This window comes from Pseudarthrobacter oxydans (assembly GCF_034258515.1).
In the GTDB taxonomy this organism is placed as follows: Bacteria; Actinomycetota; Actinomycetes; order Actinomycetales; family Micrococcaceae; genus Arthrobacter.
In genome coordinates this window covers 2787595-2805356 of sequence record NZ_CP139438.1, presented here as the reverse complement: position 1 = coordinate 2805356, position 17762 = coordinate 2787595, and the positions used below count along the sequence as shown (strand labels likewise).

At 63.9% G+C, this 17762-nt stretch carries 19 protein-coding genes; 16 read left to right on the top strand and 3 right to left on the bottom strand.

Features of this window, described 5'->3' with window-relative positions:
* The first annotated feature begins 197 nt into the window (after positions 1–197).
* The 14 genes from SMD14_RS12665 (at position 198) to SMD14_RS12600 (ending at position 13672) form a co-directional block, all read left to right on the top strand.
* Positions 198–1310 carry an MraY family glycosyltransferase gene (locus tag SMD14_RS12665; protein ID WP_157241828.1) on the top strand — a complete coding sequence of 371 codons (1113 nt, stop codon included), beginning with the start codon at positions 198–200 and terminating at the stop codon, positions 1308–1310.
* A gap of 109 nt (positions 1311–1419) precedes the next feature.
* Positions 1420–1893, top strand: coding sequence for a hypothetical protein (locus SMD14_RS12660; protein WP_321213857.1), 474 nt, complete (start codon positions 1420–1422; stop codon positions 1891–1893).
* Complete coding sequence (locus SMD14_RS12655) at positions 1893–2231, top strand: hypothetical protein (RefSeq protein ID WP_157243091.1); 339 nt, start codon at positions 1893–1895, stop codon at positions 2229–2231. Before SMD14_RS12660 ends, SMD14_RS12655 begins: the two co-directional genes overlap by 1 nt.
* 81 nt (positions 2232–2312) lie before the next feature.
* Positions 2313–3113 (top strand): F0F1 ATP synthase subunit A, encoded by an 801-nt coding sequence (gene atpB, locus SMD14_RS12650; protein ID WP_321213856.1) that lies wholly within the window; start codon positions 2313–2315, stop codon positions 3111–3113.
* A 107-nt stretch (positions 3114–3220) separates the two neighbouring features.
* Positions 3221–3424, top strand: coding sequence for an ATP synthase F0 subunit C (gene atpE, locus SMD14_RS12645; protein WP_009356484.1), 204 nt, complete (start codon positions 3221–3223; stop codon positions 3422–3424).
* Between the two features lie 52 nt (positions 3425–3476).
* On the top strand, positions 3477–4028 hold the full coding sequence (locus SMD14_RS12640) for a F0F1 ATP synthase subunit B (RefSeq protein WP_157241831.1): 552 nt from the start codon (positions 3477–3479) through the stop codon (positions 4026–4028).
* Positions 4028–4855 carry a F0F1 ATP synthase subunit delta gene (locus SMD14_RS12635; RefSeq protein ID WP_321213855.1) on the top strand — a complete coding sequence of 276 codons (828 nt, stop codon included), beginning with the start codon at positions 4028–4030 and terminating at the stop codon, positions 4853–4855. Before SMD14_RS12640 ends, SMD14_RS12635 begins: the two co-directional genes overlap by 1 nt.
* A gap of 79 nt (positions 4856–4934) precedes the next feature.
* Positions 4935–6572, top strand: coding sequence for a F0F1 ATP synthase subunit alpha (atpA, locus tag SMD14_RS12630; protein ID WP_321213854.1), 1638 nt, complete (start codon positions 4935–4937; stop codon positions 6570–6572).
* Between the two features lie 72 nt (positions 6573–6644).
* Entirely contained in the window at positions 6645–7535 is an 891-nt protein-coding gene (locus tag SMD14_RS12625; protein WP_157241834.1) for a F0F1 ATP synthase subunit gamma, read from the top strand.
* An 83-nt stretch (positions 7536–7618) separates the two neighbouring features.
* Positions 7619–9073, top strand: a complete 1455-nt coding sequence (gene atpD / locus SMD14_RS12620) for a F0F1 ATP synthase subunit beta (protein WP_321213853.1) — start codon at positions 7619–7621, stop codon at positions 9071–9073.
* 1 nt (position 9074) lies between these two features.
* On the top strand, positions 9075–9359 hold the full coding sequence (locus SMD14_RS12615) for a F0F1 ATP synthase subunit epsilon (RefSeq protein WP_157241836.1): 285 nt from the start codon (positions 9075–9077) through the stop codon (positions 9357–9359).
* Between the two features lie 10 nt (positions 9360–9369).
* Positions 9370–9798 carry a DUF2550 domain-containing protein gene (locus tag SMD14_RS12610; protein ID WP_157241837.1) on the top strand — a complete coding sequence of 143 codons (429 nt, stop codon included), beginning with the start codon at positions 9370–9372 and terminating at the stop codon, positions 9796–9798.
* 5 nt (positions 9799–9803) lie between these two features.
* Complete coding sequence (locus SMD14_RS12605; RefSeq protein WP_321216266.1) at positions 9804–11114, top strand: alpha/beta hydrolase-fold protein; 1311 nt, start codon at positions 9804–9806, stop codon at positions 11112–11114.
* Entirely contained in the window at positions 11111–13672 is a 2562-nt protein-coding gene (locus tag SMD14_RS12600; RefSeq protein ID WP_321213852.1) for a DUF2156 domain-containing protein, read from the top strand. The genes SMD14_RS12605 and SMD14_RS12600 overlap by 4 nt, the downstream gene beginning before the upstream one ends.
* A gap of 88 nt (positions 13673–13760) precedes the next feature.
* Here the strand turns inward: SMD14_RS12600 and SMD14_RS12595 are convergent, their stop codons facing one another.
* Positions 13761–13964, bottom strand: coding sequence for a cold-shock protein (locus tag SMD14_RS12595; RefSeq protein WP_011692441.1), 204 nt, complete (start codon positions 13962–13964; stop codon positions 13761–13763).
* 301 nt (positions 13965–14265) lie between these two features.
* Complete coding sequence (nucS, locus tag SMD14_RS12590) at positions 14266–14961, bottom strand: endonuclease NucS (RefSeq protein WP_321213851.1); 696 nt, start codon at positions 14959–14961, stop codon at positions 14266–14268.
* A 115-nt stretch (positions 14962–15076) separates the two neighbouring features.
* On the opposite strand from nucS, the gene SMD14_RS12585 reads away from it, so the two are divergent.
* A complete protein-coding gene (locus SMD14_RS12585) occupies positions 15077–15433 on the top strand; it encodes an ATP/GTP-binding protein (RefSeq protein ID WP_157241840.1) in 357 nt (118 codons plus the stop codon).
* Between the two features lie 42 nt (positions 15434–15475).
* Positions 15476–16276, top strand: a complete 801-nt coding sequence (locus tag SMD14_RS12580; protein WP_321213850.1) for an alpha/beta fold hydrolase — start codon at positions 15476–15478, stop codon at positions 16274–16276.
* A gap of 33 nt (positions 16277–16309) precedes the next feature.
* Here the strand turns inward: SMD14_RS12580 and SMD14_RS12575 are convergent, their stop codons facing one another.
* Positions 16310–17620, bottom strand: coding sequence for an AI-2E family transporter (locus SMD14_RS12575; protein ID WP_321213849.1), 1311 nt, complete (start codon positions 17618–17620; stop codon positions 16310–16312).
* Positions 17621–17762: the final 142 nt, after the last annotated feature.

Genomic DNA, 17762 nt, shown 5'->3' with positions numbered 1-17762 from the left:
GACACTGCGTTTTGTAAGACACTGCGTTTTGTATGGCACTGCGCATACGGAAATGCGTACTGCCTGCTGCGCGCTCGGCGACGGAGAAGTTTCATTTATCGAAGAACAGATTCCCGGCCAGTGAGCCCCTCGACCAAGGACCAGCTGCCGGCACGGTTGCCCTGCTTCAGCCTCCCCCCTGAAACGGCCCCCGCCCCATGATCATGTACCTGCTGATGGGGCTGACGGCTGCCATCGTGTCCTACGCGGCCACCTGGGCAGCGCGGGTCGTCGGCCACCGGCTGGAACTGCACCTGCCCATCCGCAGCCGCGACATGCATTCGATCCCGGTGTCGCGGCTGGGCGGCGTGGCGATTTTCCTCGGAGTGATGGTTGCGCTGATTGTTGCCAGCCAGTCATTCTTCGTCAAGGACATCTACCGCAATAACTTCTCCCCCTGGGGCGTCCTTGCCGGTGCTGCCGTCATCGTCCTGGTGGGCGTGGCGGACGACCTGCTGGACATCCGCTGGTGGGTGAAACTCATCGGGCAAAGCGCCGCGGGCCTTACGGTGGCCATCTGGGGAGTCCAGATGACCATCGTCCCCTGGGTGCCGGAAGCGATCTACCTCGAAAACGAGACGGTACGGGTGCTCTTGACCGCGGGGCTGATCGTCACCACGATGAACGCCTTCAACTTCATCGACGGCCTGGATGGCCTCGCCGCGGGCGTGGCCATCATCGGCGGGACCGCGTTCTTCTTCACCGCATACTGGGTGCACCGCAACGCCGTGCTGCTGGACTATTCGGACCTCGCCACCCTGATCACCGCCGTCCTGGTGGGCAGCTGCCTGGGCTTCCTCCCGCACAACTGGTTTCCGTCCAAAATCTTCATGGGCGACTCCGGTGCGATGCTGATCGGGCTGCTGATGGCTTCTGCCGGCGTCGTGTCCACCGGACAGATCACCTCGGGTCTGTATGACAGGGCCAACGGTATCTCCACCGTGATTCCCATCCTGCTTCCGTTCGCCGTCCTCTTCCTGCCGCTGCTGGACCTGGGCCTGGCCGTGGTGCGGCGCACCGCCCGCGGACGCTCGCCCTGGTCCGCGGACAAGGGCCACCTGCACCACAAGTTGCTGGACATCGGCTACTCGCACCGCACCGCGGTGATCCTGATGTACCTCTGGACCGGCATCCTCTCCTTCGGCGGACTGGCCTTCGCCATCTTCCCGTGGCAGGTGGTGCTCGCTGTGGACCTCTTCGCCACCCTTGTCATGGGCCTCGTCACCGCCTGGCCGTACCTTGCCCGGCGCGGCGAAGAGACGCGGGCGTAACCTCGATGCCAATTATTTCTATCTCGTGTAGAATTTAGGGGCAGCCAAAGCTGCCCCTCCAAACCTGCCTGCCGGCGAACCGCCTGTTGGTGCCGACGATTGGGATCGAATGACCTCCAACGCCGAGTCCGGACCTCCGTCCGGCAACGGAAGTGTTGGCGCATCCGGCCCCACTCCGTCGCTCTGGCTGCACCTCCTCAAGCTGAGCTCGATTGCCTCTGCCGCCGGCCTGCTCCTCTGCGCGGCCGCAGCCGTGCTTCTGCAGGGCGTGAACGCCGCCCTGTCCAGTACCGCGGGCGGCCTGCTGGTCATGCTGTTCTTCGGAATCAGCCTCCTGGTGGGACATTTCGTGGGCCGCGGCAACCCTTCGGGCGCCATCGGCATGTTCGTGGCAACCTACTTCGTCAAGGTGGTCGGCTTCGCCGTCGTGCTGTTCGTCGTAGGGGCTCCGCAGTGGCTGCAAGGGCGCTGGTTTGTGGCCGGAGCGGTGAGCGCAGTGGTCCTGTGGCAGGCTGCTGAAATCTACGGTTTCAGCAAGGCGCGCCTGCAGATCTACAACGAGCCCGAACAAGGAAAACCATGATGCGTGATCCGAAGAAGCCCAACAAAGGCCGCAACGGGAACAGCGGATCGAGCGGTTCTGCCCCCGGTGTATCGAGCGACGGAACCAGCGGCGGATACAACGCCGGCATGGCCGTATTCAGCTACATCATTGGCGGAATCATCGTCTGGAGTTTGATAGGGTGGGGACTGGATTACGTGTGGGGAACGCGCTGGATCGTGCTCGCAGGCGCCCTGCTTGGAGCCGTCGGAGGTTTCTACCTTTCCCACATGCATGGCCTTACCAGTTCTCGAAACAATGCTGGGGAGCGCCGTGCTTCCAGCGGGCCGTCCCAGGACGGCGACACTAATGCCAAATAATTTCACAGGGGGAACAGCAGGCCTTCCGGCTGCCGGTCCCCGCCCAACGCCCAATGATGGACACTGCAGAGAGGAAACGCGTTGATCGCGCTTGCGCTCCCGGCCCAAGATTCAGGAGAGTTTACTCCTCCTGGTATTAACGAAATGCATTTGCCGGCAATCCTGCCGTGGGGTGCCGCAGAAGGATTCTCCAAGCAGATGCTGCTGGTCCTCCTCTCTGTCGTCTTTATCGCCGTCTTCTTCGTGCTTGCCGCACGCAAGCAGCAGCTGGTACCCGGCAAGCTCCAGTTCGCCGGAGAGGCCGCCTACGGCTTCGTCCGGAACGGAATCGCCAAGGACATCATCGGCGGCAGGGACTTCATGAAGTACGTCCCGCTGCTGTTCAGCCTCTTCTTCTTCATCCTGGTCAACAACATCTACGGGGCCATCCCGTTCTTCCAGCTCCCCACGTTCTCGCACGTGGGCGGCGCCTACGTGCTGGCCGGCATTGTCTACGTCACCTGGATCGCCATCGGCGTCAAGAAGAACGGACTCCGTTACTTCAAGCTGGCCACCGTGCCCTCCGGTGTTCCGTGGTTCATCCTTCCGATCGTCATCCCGATCGAGATCATCTCCAACTTCCTGGTCCGGCCTGTTACGCACAGCCTCCGTCTGTTCGCCACCATGCTCGCAGGCCACCTCATCGTGATGATCGCCGGCTACGGCATCGAGTTCCTCGTCATGCAGGAGAACCTCCTGCTCAAGGGAACCTCGCTCCTGGTCCTGGCCGGGGCGATCGCCATGTACATGCTTGAAGCCCTGATCATGGTCCTGCAGGCCTACGTCTTTACCCTGCTGACTGCGATCTACATCGAAGGCGCACTTCACGCCGACAGCCACTAGGCACCCTGCCTGCCGGCAACCCGCCGCCGGGCACTAAGACTTCCCCTCGCGGGGATAGAGCAAACCAAACAACCTGCCACATGGGTGGCATCTTGAAAGGAATAAAAATGGAAGGCAATCTCAACCTCGTAGGTTACGGTCTGTCCGCAATCGGCGGTGGTATCGGTGTTGGTCTCGTATTCGCTGCCTACATCAACGGCGTTGCACGCCAGCCGGAAGCACAGCGCGTCCTGCAGCCGATCGCATTCCTCGGCCTTGCGCTGACCGAAGCCCTCGCCATCCTCGGCCTGGTCTTCGCCTTCGTTCTCTAGTCCTTAGAGCGAAGCGAACTTACAGAACCGAGTAGATAAGGACGGGTGAAATATGAATCAGCTGATCATCTCAGCCGCCACTGAGGGCGAAGTCAACCCCCTGGTTCCCAATATCTGGGAAATGGGCGTTGTTTTCGTGGGCTTTGCCATCCTCTTTTTCATCGTGGTCAAGTTCGTTGTCCCGATGTTCGAAAAGACCTTCGCCGAGCGTGCCGAGGCCATCGAAGGCGGCATTGCAAAGGCTGAAAAGGCCCAGGCTGAGGCGTCTGCTGCACTCGAAGAGTACAAGCAGCAGCTGACCGACGCCCGCGCCGAAGCCAACCGCATCCGTGAGGAAGCCCGCGCCGAAGGTGCCCAGATCCTCGCGGATCTCAAGGAGAAGGCAGCTGCAGAGTCTGCCCGCATCACGGCCCAGGCCCACGCACAGATCGAGTCCGAGCGCCAGGCGGCCGTTGTGTCCCTGCGTTCCGAGGTCGGCACCCTGGCCACCACCCTGGCGGGCCGGATTGTCGGCGAAGCGCTCAGCGACGACGAGCGTGCAGCACGGGTCGTGGACCGTTTCCTGGCAGATCTGGAGACCCAGAACGCAGGTGCAGCTAAGTAATGGCAGGCGTATCGAGCGAATCGCTGGCAACAGCGCTGGCAGAGTTGGAAGCCAAACTTCCCACCGCGTCGCTGCAGCTGGCAAAGGAACTCTTCGGAATTCTGGGAATGGTGGACAGCTCGGCTGGCTTGCGCCGCGCCCTGACTGACCCGTCCCGCAACGGTGACGAAAAGTCGGCGCTGGTCAAGCAGCTGGTTGGCGGGAAAGTCTCCGCTGATGCTGCAGAGATCGCGGGCGGACTGGCCAGCTCGCGCTGGGCAACGGCCCGTGACATCGGCGATGCACTCGAGACTCTTGCCGCAACGGTGGTCATTTCCGTTGCTGAAAACAAGTCGGCCGTTTCTGCCTCCGGAATCACTGGCCTGGAAGAACTGGAAAACGATCTGTTCTCCTTCAACCAGGCCGTTGCCTCCAGCCACGAGGTGCAACGTGCTCTGTCCGAACCACAGGCCAGTGCTGCGGCCAAGGCCACACTGGCCGCGAAGCTGGTGCCAGCTGCAAGCGAGGAAGCTAAAGTCCTCATCTCGCAGGCCGTCACCCAGCCCCGCGGCATCAAGCCCACGCGGCTGGTTCAGCGGTTCGCCGAACTGGCGGCCAAGCGGCAGCAGCGCTGGATTGCAACGGTCAGCGTGACCCGTCCCCTGACGCAGACGCAGCTTGACCGCCTCCAGGCGGGCCTGAATGCCATGTACGGGCGGGAACTGAAGGTCAACCTCAATGTTGACCCGTCACTTATTGGCGGCATCCGTGTCCAGGTTGGTGACGAAGTGCTCGACGCTTCGGTCCTCGCCAGGCTGGGCCAATTGCAGCGCCAGCTGGCCGGCTAGCCGGACAAGCACAACCTAACTGATAGAAACCCCGGTCACCGGAAACGGTGATCACAAAACAGGAGAGCAGGGACTGCAGATGGCCGAATTGACCATCAACGCCGACGACGTCCGTATTGCGCTGAACGAGTTCGCGGCGTCCTACGAACCCGGAAACGCAGAACGCGTAGAGGTCGGCCGCGTATCTACCGCTGGTGACGGCATCGCCCGTGTTGAGGGCCTTCCCTCGGTCATGGCGAACGAGCTGCTTCGCTTTGAGGACGGCACGCTGGGCCTGGCCCAGAACCTCGACGTCCGCGAAATCGGCGTCATCATCCTCGGCGACTTCACCGGCATCGAAGAAGGCCAGGAAGTCCACCGCACCGGACAGGTTCTGTCCGTTCCCGTGGGCGACGCCTTCCTTGGCCGCGTTGTCGACCCGCTGGGCACGCCCATCGACGACCTCGGCGAGATCAAGGCCGAAACCACCCGCGCGCTGGAGCTCCAGGCTCCCGGCGTGACCCAGCGCAAATCGGTGCACGAGCCGATGCAGACCGGACTCAAGGCCATCGACGCCATGATCCCGATCGGCCGCGGCCAGCGCCAGCTCATCATTGGCGACCGCCAGACCGGCAAGTCGGCCATTGCGATCGACACCATCATCAACCAGAAGGCCAACTGGGCTTCGGGCGATGTGACCAAGCAGGTCCGCTGCATCTACGTGGCCATCGGTCAGAAGGCGTCCACCATCGCCGCCATCCGCCAGACCCTCGAGGACAACGGCGCACTGGAGTACACCACTATCGTGGCGTCTCCGGCATCCGACCCCGCAGGCTTCAAGTACCTGGCACCGTATGCAGGTTCCGCTATCGGCCAGCACTGGATGTACGGCGGCAAGCACGTCCTCATCGTGTTCGATGACCTCTCCAAGCAGGCCGAGGCCTACCGTGCAGTGTCGCTGCTGCTCCGCCGCCCGCCGGGCCGCGAAGCCTACCCGGGCGACGTGTTCTACCTGCACTCCCGCCTGCTGGAGCGTTGTGCAAAACTGTCCGACGAACTGGGTGCCGGTTCCATGACGGGCCTGCCGCTGATCGAGACCAAGGCGAACGACGTGTCCGCCTACATCCCGACCAACGTCATCTCCATCACCGACGGCCAGATCTTCCTCCAGTCGGACCTCTTCAACGCCAACCAGCGCCCCGCTGTCGACGTTGGTGTGTCCGTTTCCCGCGTGGGCGGCGCCGCACAGGTGAAGTCCATGAAGAAGGTCTCCGGTACGTTGAAGCTGGATCTGGCCCAGTACCGCGACATGCAGGCATTCGCCATGTTCGCGTCGGACCTGGATGCCGCATCCCGCCAGCAGCTGACCCGTGGCGCCCGCCTGATGGAACTGCTCAAGCAGGGCCAGTACTCGCCGTTCCCGGTGGAGAACCAGGTTGTGTCCATCTGGGCCGGCACCAACGGCTACCTGGACGACGTTCCGGTTGAGGACATCAGCCGCTTCGAGTCCGAGTTCCTGGAGCACCTGACGCACAAGTCCTCGATCCTCACCACGCTGGCGCAGACCAATGTGCTGGACGACGACACCGCAGCAGCCCTGAAGTCCGCCATCGTGGACTTCAAGAAGGGTTTCTTCGGCGAGGGCGACGACCGCTTGGTAGGCGCCGGCCACGAGGAGCATGAAGCCATCTCCGAGGGCGAAGTCGACCAGGAAAAAATCGTCAAGCAGAAGCGCTAGTTCCGCTGGCCGGATGTGCCGGGCCCAAGGGCCCGGCGCATCCGGTCTAAGGAATGTTAGGAAAGGATAAGTATGGGAGCCCAGATCCGGGTCTACCGCCAGAAGATCAGCTCGACCACGTCGATGCGCAAGATCTTCAAGGCGATGGAACTGATCGCTACCTCGCGCATCGGCAAGGCCCGTGCGCGCGTAGCAGCTTCACTGCCTTACGCGAACGCGATCACACGCGCCGTTTCTGCTGTCGCAACTCAAAGCGAAATCGACCACCCGTTGACCACCGAGCCGGATCAGATCCGCCGTGCCGCTGTCCTGGTAATTACCGCGGACCGTGGACTGGCGGGTTCGTACTCGGCCAGCGTGCTCAAGCAGGCGGAAGGTCTCATCGAGCTGCTCCACGAAGAAGGCAAGGAAGTCAAGACGTACGTCGTTGGACGTAAGGCCCAGGCCTACTTCGATTTCCGGAACCGTGAATACGCACGGGTCTGGACCGGAGGGACGGACGCACCCGAATTCGCCACCGCGCGCGAAATCGGCGAAGCACTGCTGTCCGAGTTCGCAACCGACTACGAAGAGGGCGGCGTGGACGAGATCCACGTGGTGTACACCCGCTTCAAGTCCATGGTTACCCAGGAGCCCACTGTCATCCGCCTGCTTCCGCTGGAAGTAGTGGAAGAGCAGGCCGCTTCTGAATCGGACCTGTTGCCGCTGTACGAATTCGAGCCGGAAACCGAGCAGGTTCTTGATGCCCTGCTGCCGCGCTACATCGAGTCACGCATCTTCGCGGCCATGCTGCAGGCTGCGGCTTCGGAGCTTGCTGCACGCCAGCGGGCCATGAAGTCCGCCGGCGACAACGCCACGGACCTCATCAAGAAGTACACGCGTCTGCGCAACACGGCCCGCCAGGCTGAAATTACGCAGGAGCTTTCCGAGATTGTTGCCGGCGCCGACGCCCTCGCGTCCTAGCCTGCAGCAGGTCGGATTCCGCAGGACCTGCACCACCACAGATAAACTTAAACCCACGCCATCTACTGAGTGAAGTGAGAGAGATGACTGCCACTGCTACCGAACACGTAGCCGCAACGTCCGGTGCCACCGGCCGCATTGCGCGCGTAATCGGCCCGGTTGTCGACGTCGAATTCCCGGCTGACGCAATCCCGTCCATCTACAATGCCCTCACCACCGAGATTACTCTCAACGGTGTAACCAAGACCATCACGTTCGAGACCGCCCTGCACCTGGGCGACAACCTCATTCGCGCCATCTCCCTGCAGGCTACCGACGGACTGGTCCGCGGCACCAACGTAGTGGACACCGGCGCCCCCATCTCCGTACCCGTTGGCGACGGCGTCAAGGGCCACATCTTCAACGTGCTGGGCCAGCCCCTGGACGTTGCAGAGTCGGAACTGGACATCAGCGAACGCTGGCCGATCCACCGCAAGGCACCGAACTTCGCCTCGCTCGAAGGCTCCACCGAGATGCTGGAAACCGGCATCAAGGTCATCGACCTCCTCACCCCCTACATCAAGGGTGGCAAGATCGGCCTCTTCGGCGGCGCCGGCGTGGGCAAGACCGTTCTGATCCAGGAAATGATCACCCGTGTGGCCCGCAACTTCGGTGGTACCTCGGTATTCGCCGGCGTCGGCGAGCGTACCCGTGAGGGCAACGACCTCTGGGTTGAAATGGAAGAGGCAGGCGTCCTCAAGGACACCGCCCTTGTGTTCGGCCAGATGGATGAGCCGCCGGGAACGCGCCTCCGCGTGGCCCTGTCCGCGCTGACCATGGCGGAGTACTTCCGCGATGTCCAGAACCAGGACGTGCTGCTCTTCATCGACAACATCTTCCGCTTCACGCAGGCAGGTTCCGAGGTCTCCACCCTCCTCGGCCGCATGCCCTCCGCCGTGGGCTACCAGCCGAACCTGGCTGATGAGATGGGCCTCCTGCAGGAGCGCATCACCTCCACCAAGGGCCACTCCATCACCTCGATGCAGGCCATCTACGTCCCCGCGGATGACTACACCGACCCGGCCCCGGCAACTACCTTTGCGCACCTGGACGCGACCACGGAACTTTCCCGTGAAATCGCTTCCCGTGGCCTGTACCCGGCAGTTGACCCGCTGACGTCCACCTCCCGCATCCTGGACCCCCAGTACATCGGCAGGGACCATTACAACACGGCTGTCCGTGTCAAGCAGATCCTGCAGAAGAACAAGGAACTCCAGGACATCATCGCCATCCTCGGCGTTGACGAACTCTCCGAAGAGGACAAGATCGTCGTGTCGCGTGCACGCCGCATCCAGCAGTTCCTCTCGCAGAACACCTACACCGCCAAGCAGTTCACCGGCGTCGAAGGTTCCACGGTTTCCATCAAGGACACCGTCGAAGGCTTCTCCGCCATCTGCGATGGCGAGCTCGACCACATCGCAGAGCAGGCGTTCTTCAACGTCGGCGGCCTGGATGACGTAGAGCGCCAGTGGGCCAAGATCCAGGAACAGACCAAGTAATATGGCTGAGCTTGAGGTTGAGATTGTCGCAGCGGACCACTTTGTGTGGTCCGGAGCGGCCAAGATGGTCAAGGCCCGCACCAGCGATGGTGAAATCGGAATCCTGCCCGGCCACTCGCCCCTGCTGGCGATCCTGGCCGAGGGTGAACTGGCCATCCAGCCGGTTTCGGGAGACCGGATTGCGGTAGAGGTTGACGGCGGGTTCTTCTCCGTCGACAACAACCGTGTGGTTATCGTTGCTGACAACGCCCAGCTGGGCGGCTCGGCTACCGCTGGGATCCGCTAGCATCACTTTGATGGACGCACCGGGTCTGTTCATCGCCTTGGCAGTCGCTTTTGGATTGCTGATATTTGCACTGTGCCTTTCGGGGGTGCGCCGCTTCAATCTGCGGCGTGCCCTCGGCACGGTGGACGCCTCCATTTGCATGGCTGGAAACAGCTGGCAGATGGGGGTTTGTCGTTATCAGGACAACGACCTTGAATGGTTCCGGCTGCTCTCCCTTAGCGTGCGGCCAAAGCACAAGTTCAAACGGCATTCCCTGGAACTGCTCGGCCGACGGACGCCCACGGAGGCCGAGGCTGTCAAGGTGCAGCCCGACGTCGTCATTGTTGAACTGCGGTACGAAGGCCAGGACATGCGCCTCGCCATGAACTTCGACGCCTACACGGGCCTCTCTTCCTGGCTGGAAGCCGGCCCGGTCATCGGCATTGGGACTTGGCGCTAGCCAACGTGGACTGGTTCTTCGACATCCGGCTCATCGACGGGCCGCTATATTGGGCTTCCCTCGGCCTTGGGGTGGCCGGTGCCGCGTACCTGCTGCTGCCCCCGTCCGCCGTCGCCAGGCGGAGCTGGTTCTTGAAAGTCATTGCGGCCGCGGCTGCCGCCTTCGCCCTCGTGGCTTCCATCCACTGGGCTCTCATCAACGTCTTCTCGATCTTCCCGGAGAACATTCCCGATACCGTCCTCCTGTGGGTGGTGCCCGGCGTGGCCGCCCTGATCCTCCTCCTCCTGAGGATGCCCCGAAACACGTGGCGCCGGCGTGCGGCCGGGTTGGTGGCCGCCCTTTTGGTGACGGCACTTTCGGCAGTGCAGATCAACGCCTATTTTGGCCTCAACAAGACGGTCAGCGATCTCTTCGGCACAGCACTCGCGAGGATCCCGACGCTGGAGCAGGAGCTGATGCGGCAGCCGGGACAGTCCGACGGCGCTACCCTCCGCGGGTGGGTGCCGCAAGGGGACGTCCCTGCCGAAGGCGAGCTGCGGAAGGCCTTCATCCCGGGGGAAAAGTCCGGGATGAGCGCCCGGGACGCGTACATCTACCTGCCGCCCGCCTACTTCGCCAAAAACCGGCCAGCCCTGCCGGTGCTGGTCCTGATCGCCGGACAGCCGGGCGGCCCCGCGGACTGGCTGACCGGCGGTGCCCTGGGCGGGCACATGAATTCCTTTGCGGCGGCGCACGGCGGCCTGGCACCGGTGGTGGTGATCCCCGATCCCAACGGCTCGCAGTCTGCCAACACCATGTGCATGGACAGCCAGATAGCGCAGGCTGACACCTACTTGTCACATGACGTGCCGGCCTGGATCAGTTCCACCCTGGCCGTGGACACCAACCATAGTCGGTGGGCCATTGGCGGCTTTTCCTTTGGCGGCACCTGTGCCCTGCAGATGGGAACCCGGCACCCGGATCTCTTTCCGGCTGTCCTTTCGTTCTCCGGGGAAGCTGAACCGGCCATCGCCAAGGAGCGGCAAAAAACCATTGACGCTGCCTTTCCGGGGAGGCCGGAGGAATTTGAGCGGCAAACCCCCCTGGCCATCATGAAGGAACAGCGCTTCGAATCCAGCGGCCTGTACTTGACTGCCGGACAGAACGACCCAGAATTTGTGGGTTATCTCCGTACTCTGGCCGCCGCGGCACGGGAGGCCGGCTTTGACGTCCGCGCCTACGAGGTGGAACAAACAGGCCACTCCTGGGACACGTCCTCCAAGCGCCTTGCCGATGCCCTGGAGTTCCTGGCCGCCCGCTGGGGGATGGGGCAATGACAACGGGACATAAGGTCCGGACAGGATCGCTCGCCTGGGCAACGGTGGTCCGCCCGACACTCGACCGTGCCATCAGTGCCCTGAAGTCAATGCCCTTCTCAGTGGCGGTCCTGCTCGTGTTCCTCGCCACCGGTGCTGTCACCGGCAGTTTCCTTGCCGGGCCCCCGGAGCAGTTGCTGGACGGGGCAGGCGTCAGCGGGCCGGGGCTGCGGGCCGGCAACTGGTGGTGCCTGTTCACCAGCCTCTTCTTCGCCACGAACCCGCTGGCCTATATTTCCGCGTCGCTGATGATCCTCCTGCTGCTGGGGCTTGCCGAGCGGAAACTGGGAACCGTCGCAGCGGCCGCCTTCTTTTTCGGAGGACAGTTCGGTGCCGTAACGCTCTTCCTGCTGATCACGCAACTGGCGGGATACGTGGGGGACGGGTGGCTCGACCGGATGGCCGACGACATCCTGATCGGACCCTACCCTGCAGTCCTCGCGGCAGGTCTGGCAGCCTCCGGCCGGCTGCCGGTCCTCTGGCAACGGCGGCTCCGGACAGCTGTGCTGTCCATCTCCCTGCTGCTGGTGCTGTACATCGGGCATGCAGAAACGGTGATCGGCCTGATCGGTGCCATCCTGGGACTCCTGGCCGGCTGGTGGATCCAGGGTGATCGCGGCCAGCTCCACCGGCACCGGTCAACCGGCCGCGAAGCACGGAACCTGCTGGCCCTGACGGTGGCAGTCTTTGCGGTGGGGCCCATCCTCACCGGAATCGCCAGGTCACCCACAGGCCCGCTGGCGCTCCTGCGCGACGTAGTCCTCAACCCGATGCCAACCCTGAGCCAACTGGAGTTCAACTGCGGCGCAACCGTGGAGTCGTCCTGCCTTGAAGCGGGCCGGGCAGGCTTTGCCGGGCCCTTCGGACTCGCGCTTGCGGTGGTTCCGGTCATCCTGCTGCTGATCTGTGCGGACGGCATGCGCCGCGGCCGGCGCCTGGCCCTGAACATCGCCATAGTCATCCAGCTTGCGGTCACAGCCCTTGCCGGCGTCTATCTTGCCCTGTTCGCACTGATCCCGTCCAGGCCGCACAGCGCGTCCGCCACACCCATGGCCTCGGCGTTTGCCCATGTGCTTCCCCTGGTGTTCGTCCCCCTGCTCCTGGCGGTCCTTTTGTGGCTCAACCGGCGCCAGTTCCGCGTCCAGACGCGGCCTGCTGCCCGCCGGACGCTGGCCGCAGTCGTGGGAGGAACATGGCTTGTCCTCGCCGGAGCATACGCGGCGGCCTGGTTCTGGGCCGGCGGTCTGCTACGCGACGGCGGCATCCTGGCGCTCTTTGCAGAGCTTGCGCGCCAGTACGTCCCGGTTCCCATCCCGCAGTACTACCACCGGGTGTTCGCCGACCGGAACAACCTGGAAGCGGTGCTCTTTGCCTATTCCGGACCCGTGTTCTGGGTTGTCGCGCTGGTCAGCGTGTGGTGGGCCCTGCTCAGCGGCCACCACGGCAACGACTCCGGACGGCAGGACAGGATCAAAGCACGCGCCCTGCTCCACCAGGGCGGCGGACCCCTGTCCTGGATGGCGCTGTGGGAACCCAACACGTACTGGTTCAGCCCCGACGGCCGCGGCGCCGTGGCGTTCCAGCGGCACGGCAGCGTGGCTCTGACACTGGGCGGCGCTTTCGGGCCGCCAACTGCACAAGGGCGGGTGACCGAGGGTTTCCTTGACTACTGCAGCCACGAAGGCCTCATCCCTGCGCTCTACTCCTGCGATGATTCGCTCTGGCCGATGCTGCGGGAACGCGGTTTTTCCAGGGTTGCCGTTGCCCAGGAGACCCGGCTGGCCGTCCGTGAACTCGAATTCAAGGGCAAGGAGTGGCAGAACGTCCGGACCGCACTGAACAGGGCAGCCAAGCTGGGGGTTCAGGCTGTTTGGGGAACGTACCAGTCCCTGCCGCCGGCGCTACGGTCCAAGCTGATCGAGGTCTCCGAGGAATGGGCGGCCGGAAAGACCGTTCCCGAAATGGGTTTTACCCTCGGCGGCATCGACGAGCTCGACGACCCGGAGGTGCTGTGCTGCCTTGCCGTGGATGCCGGCGGCACGGTCCACGGGGTGACCAGCTGGTTGCCGGTTTATGACGGCGGGGTCCTGGTCAGCAGGACGCTCGACGTCATGCGCCGCGGCGCCGACGGATTTCCCGGGGTCATGGAATTCCTCATCGCCTCTGCCGTGCTTGAGCTGCGCAGTTCGGTTGAGGTGATCTCGCTCTCGGGCTCACCGCTGGCCAGCCTTCCCGAATCCCCTGCCGGTGACGGACCCCGTTCTGAGGCCCCCGGTGAAGGCGAAGCGGACAACCTGGTCCGGATACTCGACCTCGTGGGGCACGCACTGGAACCCGTCTACGGATTCCGCTCCCTGGCCGCATTCAAGTCGCGCTTCAAACCCGAATACCGTGCGCTTTACCTGTATTACCAGGACGCGTTGTATCTGCCGGCGATCGGCCGGGCATTGACCCGCGCGTACCTGCCCGGGCTTTCCCTTCCGCAGGGCGCCCGCCTGGTGCGCAAATTGGTGAAATAGCCGTCCTGATTAACAACAATGGTCCCCGGCATAATTGCCGGGGACCATTGTTTCGCTGCCCGGCCGCAGCTGCGGCCGGAATGCGGGACTAGACCAGCGTTACGCCGGTAGCCTGGGGACCCTTGGCGCCCTGGCCGATTTCGAACTGAACGCGCTGGTTCTCGTCGAGGGTCTTGAAGCCGCCGGTCTGGATTTCGGAGTAGTGGACAAAAACGTCCCCATCCGAATCATCCGGGGTAATGAAGCCGAAGCCCTTTTCAGCGTTGAACCACTTGACGGTTCCCTGTGCCATTTATTTCTCCTCATTATGGAACTTTTTAAGATCGGCACACCTCGTGCCGGCCTTGGTCACTCCGCGAGAAGAATCCTGAATTACCGTCCCGGAAAGGGAAGCGGCGTTGCAGGAGCTTCGCGCTCGCAACATGTCTTGCGAGCATGAAAAACACCTACACAAAGACTGAGACAAGAATTTCATGCCCGTTCCCGCAGGTCAACGGTTTGCACGGGGAAACGGACAAATTTTCGGCAAAAGACAGGTTAATGCGCATGTCAGGAGCTTATTCAACCGGGGTTTGAACACCTTGGCCCTGCAGTCAGAAAAGCCGTGACTCGCTGTCGTCAACGCCGCGCATGGCATCGTAGTCCAGGGTCACGCAGTCGATCCCGCGGTCGTTGGCAAGGACCTTTGCCTGCGGCTTGATTTGCTGGGCCGCAAAAATCCCGCGGACCGGGGCAAGGAGGGGGTCGCGGTTGAGCAGTTCGAGGTACCGCGTCAACTGTTCCACCCCGTCGATGTCACCGCGGCGCTTCAGCTCAATGGCCACAGTGGCGCCCTCAGCGTCGCGTGCAAGGATGTCCACCGGGCCGATGGCGGTGAAGTATTCCCGGCGGATGAGGGAGTAGCCGGCTCCCAGTGTTTCAATCTGTTCCGCCAGCAGGCGCTGCAGGTCCGCTTCCACGCCGTCCTTGATCAGCCCGGGGTCCACGCCGAGGTCGTGGGAGGACTCGTCGAGTTTTTCGTGGATGTTGATGATGAGCCGGTCGTCGGTTTTGGCGGACTGGACGGTCCACTGCTCCACCACCCCGAGTTCGAGGTCCACGTCCTCGGGGGAAATCACCCTGAGCGTGGCCGGCGGGCTCATCCAGTTGAGCGGTTTGTAGGAACCGCCGTCGGAGTGGACCAGGACGGAGCCGTCGGCCTTCACCAGCAGGAGCCTGGTGGCAAGCGGCAGATGGGCTTTGAGCCGGCCAACGTAATCAACGGAGCATCGGGCTATGACAAGTCGCACGCCGTACAGACTACCGTCTGCCGGGTGCAGGCTCCGCCGGCCGTGTCCGGGCGGCTGCGGCCGGCTCCGGCCGGTTGAGGAGCCTGCCGGCCCGCCGCTGGGGCAGAATGGAGGCATGCCGCGCTCCAACCGCCCCCGCCGTCCCGTTTCCGGAAAGGGTTCCGGGTCCGGAAGAGCGGGCGCCGGAAAGAAGGGCGGCCAGGACGTCCCCGAACTCGACCTCGAACGCGCACGTGCCGGCATCGTGCGGCGGGAGACTGCGCCCGACGGCGAATGGATGGTCCGCACCATGACCGCCAAAAACGCCGAGAAAACCTACATCTGCCCCGAATGCTCCACCGCGGTGCTGCCCGGCGTCGCCCACCTGGTGGTCTGGAAGGATGACCACCTGTTCGGGGCCGCGGCCGGCCTGGCCGAACGGCGGCACTGGCACACCAACTGCTGGATGTCGCGCAGTTACCGCTACCGCTGACGGGCGGGCAAAGATGCGCCCGCTGTCGCTAAGCTGGCAGGCATGACTTTTGATCCGGCGTCGTACGAATTCCACCAGGCCGCAGGGCCCGCTCCCATCCGTGCCTCAACCGTGCTGCCCGCCAAACGCGAGCTGGTGAAGCTGGACACGGAAGACGGACACACCCTGGTGGCCGAGCTGGCGCTGCCGGAATCCGGCCCCGTGAATGCCACGTTGATCACCCTGCATCCCCTTCCAACGCACGGCGGCTTCATGGACTCGCATGTCTACCGCAAGGCGTCCTACCGGCTGCCGGCGCTTGCCGGCATCGCCGTGCTGCGGTTCAATACCCGCGGAACCACGTCCCCGCACGGAACCAGCAGCGGGGCCTTCGACGAGGGCGTCGGGGAACGCCATGACATGGAGGCCGCGGTGCGCTTCGCCGTCGAACGCGGCCTGCCCAACCGCTGGCTGGTGGGATGGTCCTTCGGCACGGAACTCGCCCTGATGTACGGAGCCGTGGAACCCGTGGCGTCCCTGGTTGAGGGCGCGGTCCTGCTCTCGCCCCCGCTGCACCGCGCCACAGATGAGCACCTGCGCCTCTGGGCCGCATCAGGAAAGCCGCTCACGGTCCTGGTGCCGGAGCACGATGACTTCCTCAAGCCGGACGAGGCCGGAGCCCGCTTCAGCCTGGTCCCGCAGGCCCGCGTGGTGGGCGTGGACGGCGCCAAGCACCTGTGGGTGGGGGAGAAGTACGCCTCCCGGGTGCTCAACGAAATTGTGGATGACGTCACCGAGGCGGGATCGGGCGCTGCCGGACTGCCGCACGAATGGAACGGGCCCGCGGCAACAGCGTCAGCCTAGGGAACGGCTGGGGCCGGGTCCAGTGACGCACACTTAGTGCTGGTCCTGCCTGACGATGTAGATCTCCCTGACCAGCAGCAGGACGGCGGCCGCCGTCGGAATGGCGATCAGCGCGCCGAGCACGCCCAGCAGGCTGCCGCCGGCAATGACTGAAATGACGGCCACGGCGCCGGGGACCGCCACGGCCTTCTGCATGATGCGCGGCGAGATGAAGTAGGCCTCGAACTGCAAGTAGGCGAAGTAGCAGATCCCGTACACCGCTGCCGCCTGCCAGCCCTCGGTGAGCGAAACCAGCAGTACCACGATCCCCGCGATCATGCCGCCTACCAGCGGAATGAACGCGAGCAGGGCCACCACGAACGCCAGCAGCAGGGCGAAAGGGATGCCCACGATGGACATCACGATGAAGGCGAAGGTGGCGTTCAGGAGGGCAACCACCGCCTGGCCGATCACGTAGTTGCCCACCGATCGGGTGATTTCCTCGGACAGCGCTTCAACGCGGTGCCGCCGGGAACGCGGCGCCAGCCGGTAGCCCCACTTCTTCATTGCGGGCAGCGCAGCGAGGAAGTACAGGCTCAACACCAGGACGATCAGGGTGCCGAAGAGGCCGTTGGCCACGGTGGAGCCAAAGCCCACCACGCCCCCGAAAATCCCGCCCATCGCGGCGGGGTCGTTGACGAACTTCTCCAGTTCCTCTGTGATCCGGTCGCGCACGCCGAACTGGTCATCCAGGCTGCGGAAAAAGTCGGAGTCGATGAAGTCCCGGATCCACACCGGTGCCTGCTCGACGATCTGGGTGACCTGCTCCACGATGGTGGGAATGAGCGTGGCAAAAAAGCCGACGACGGCGCTTATCAGCACCGTGACGGACACCAGGATTCCGGCGGGGCGGGGGATCTTCCGGCTTTCCAGCCAGCCGACCACAGGTTCCAGCCCCAGCGCGATGAACAGCGCAGCCACAATCCACAGCAGCAGCTGCGTGGTGTTGGAGCCGATCCAGTAGACCAGCAGGGCAAGTCCCACGCCCACCGTGCCCATGAAGCCCAGATAAAGGGGATGCTGCGGCGAGATCCGGGGGCCGGGGCTGCCGAACTGCGGCTGTACCGCGCTGTCCCGGCTGGCGTCTTCCCCGTTCTGGCGGGAGTACTCCGGCGGCATTTCAAACCGGAGCCTGGGTTGGGCGCCGGGGAGTGGCTGGCGCAGGCGGTGAAGCAGCAGCCCGAGGGCGGCCGCGGCGGGCCTCTTCCGGCGGGCAGCTGCGGGACCCTGCGGAGCGGCTGCCGGCGGCTGCCCACCCCCCGGGTTCTCTGGCGCCGCGGAGGATTCGTCCGTCTTGTCAGTCACTGGTTTTAAGGGCCTGTTCCGTTGATGGCACCGCGTCGGCGGGCCGGTGTGATGATCATCGCAAACACTATCAGCAGCCTTGTCAACAGCAGCGGAACGGCCCGGCCGGCGACCCGCTGGCGGTCCTCGCAGAAGCCCCGAT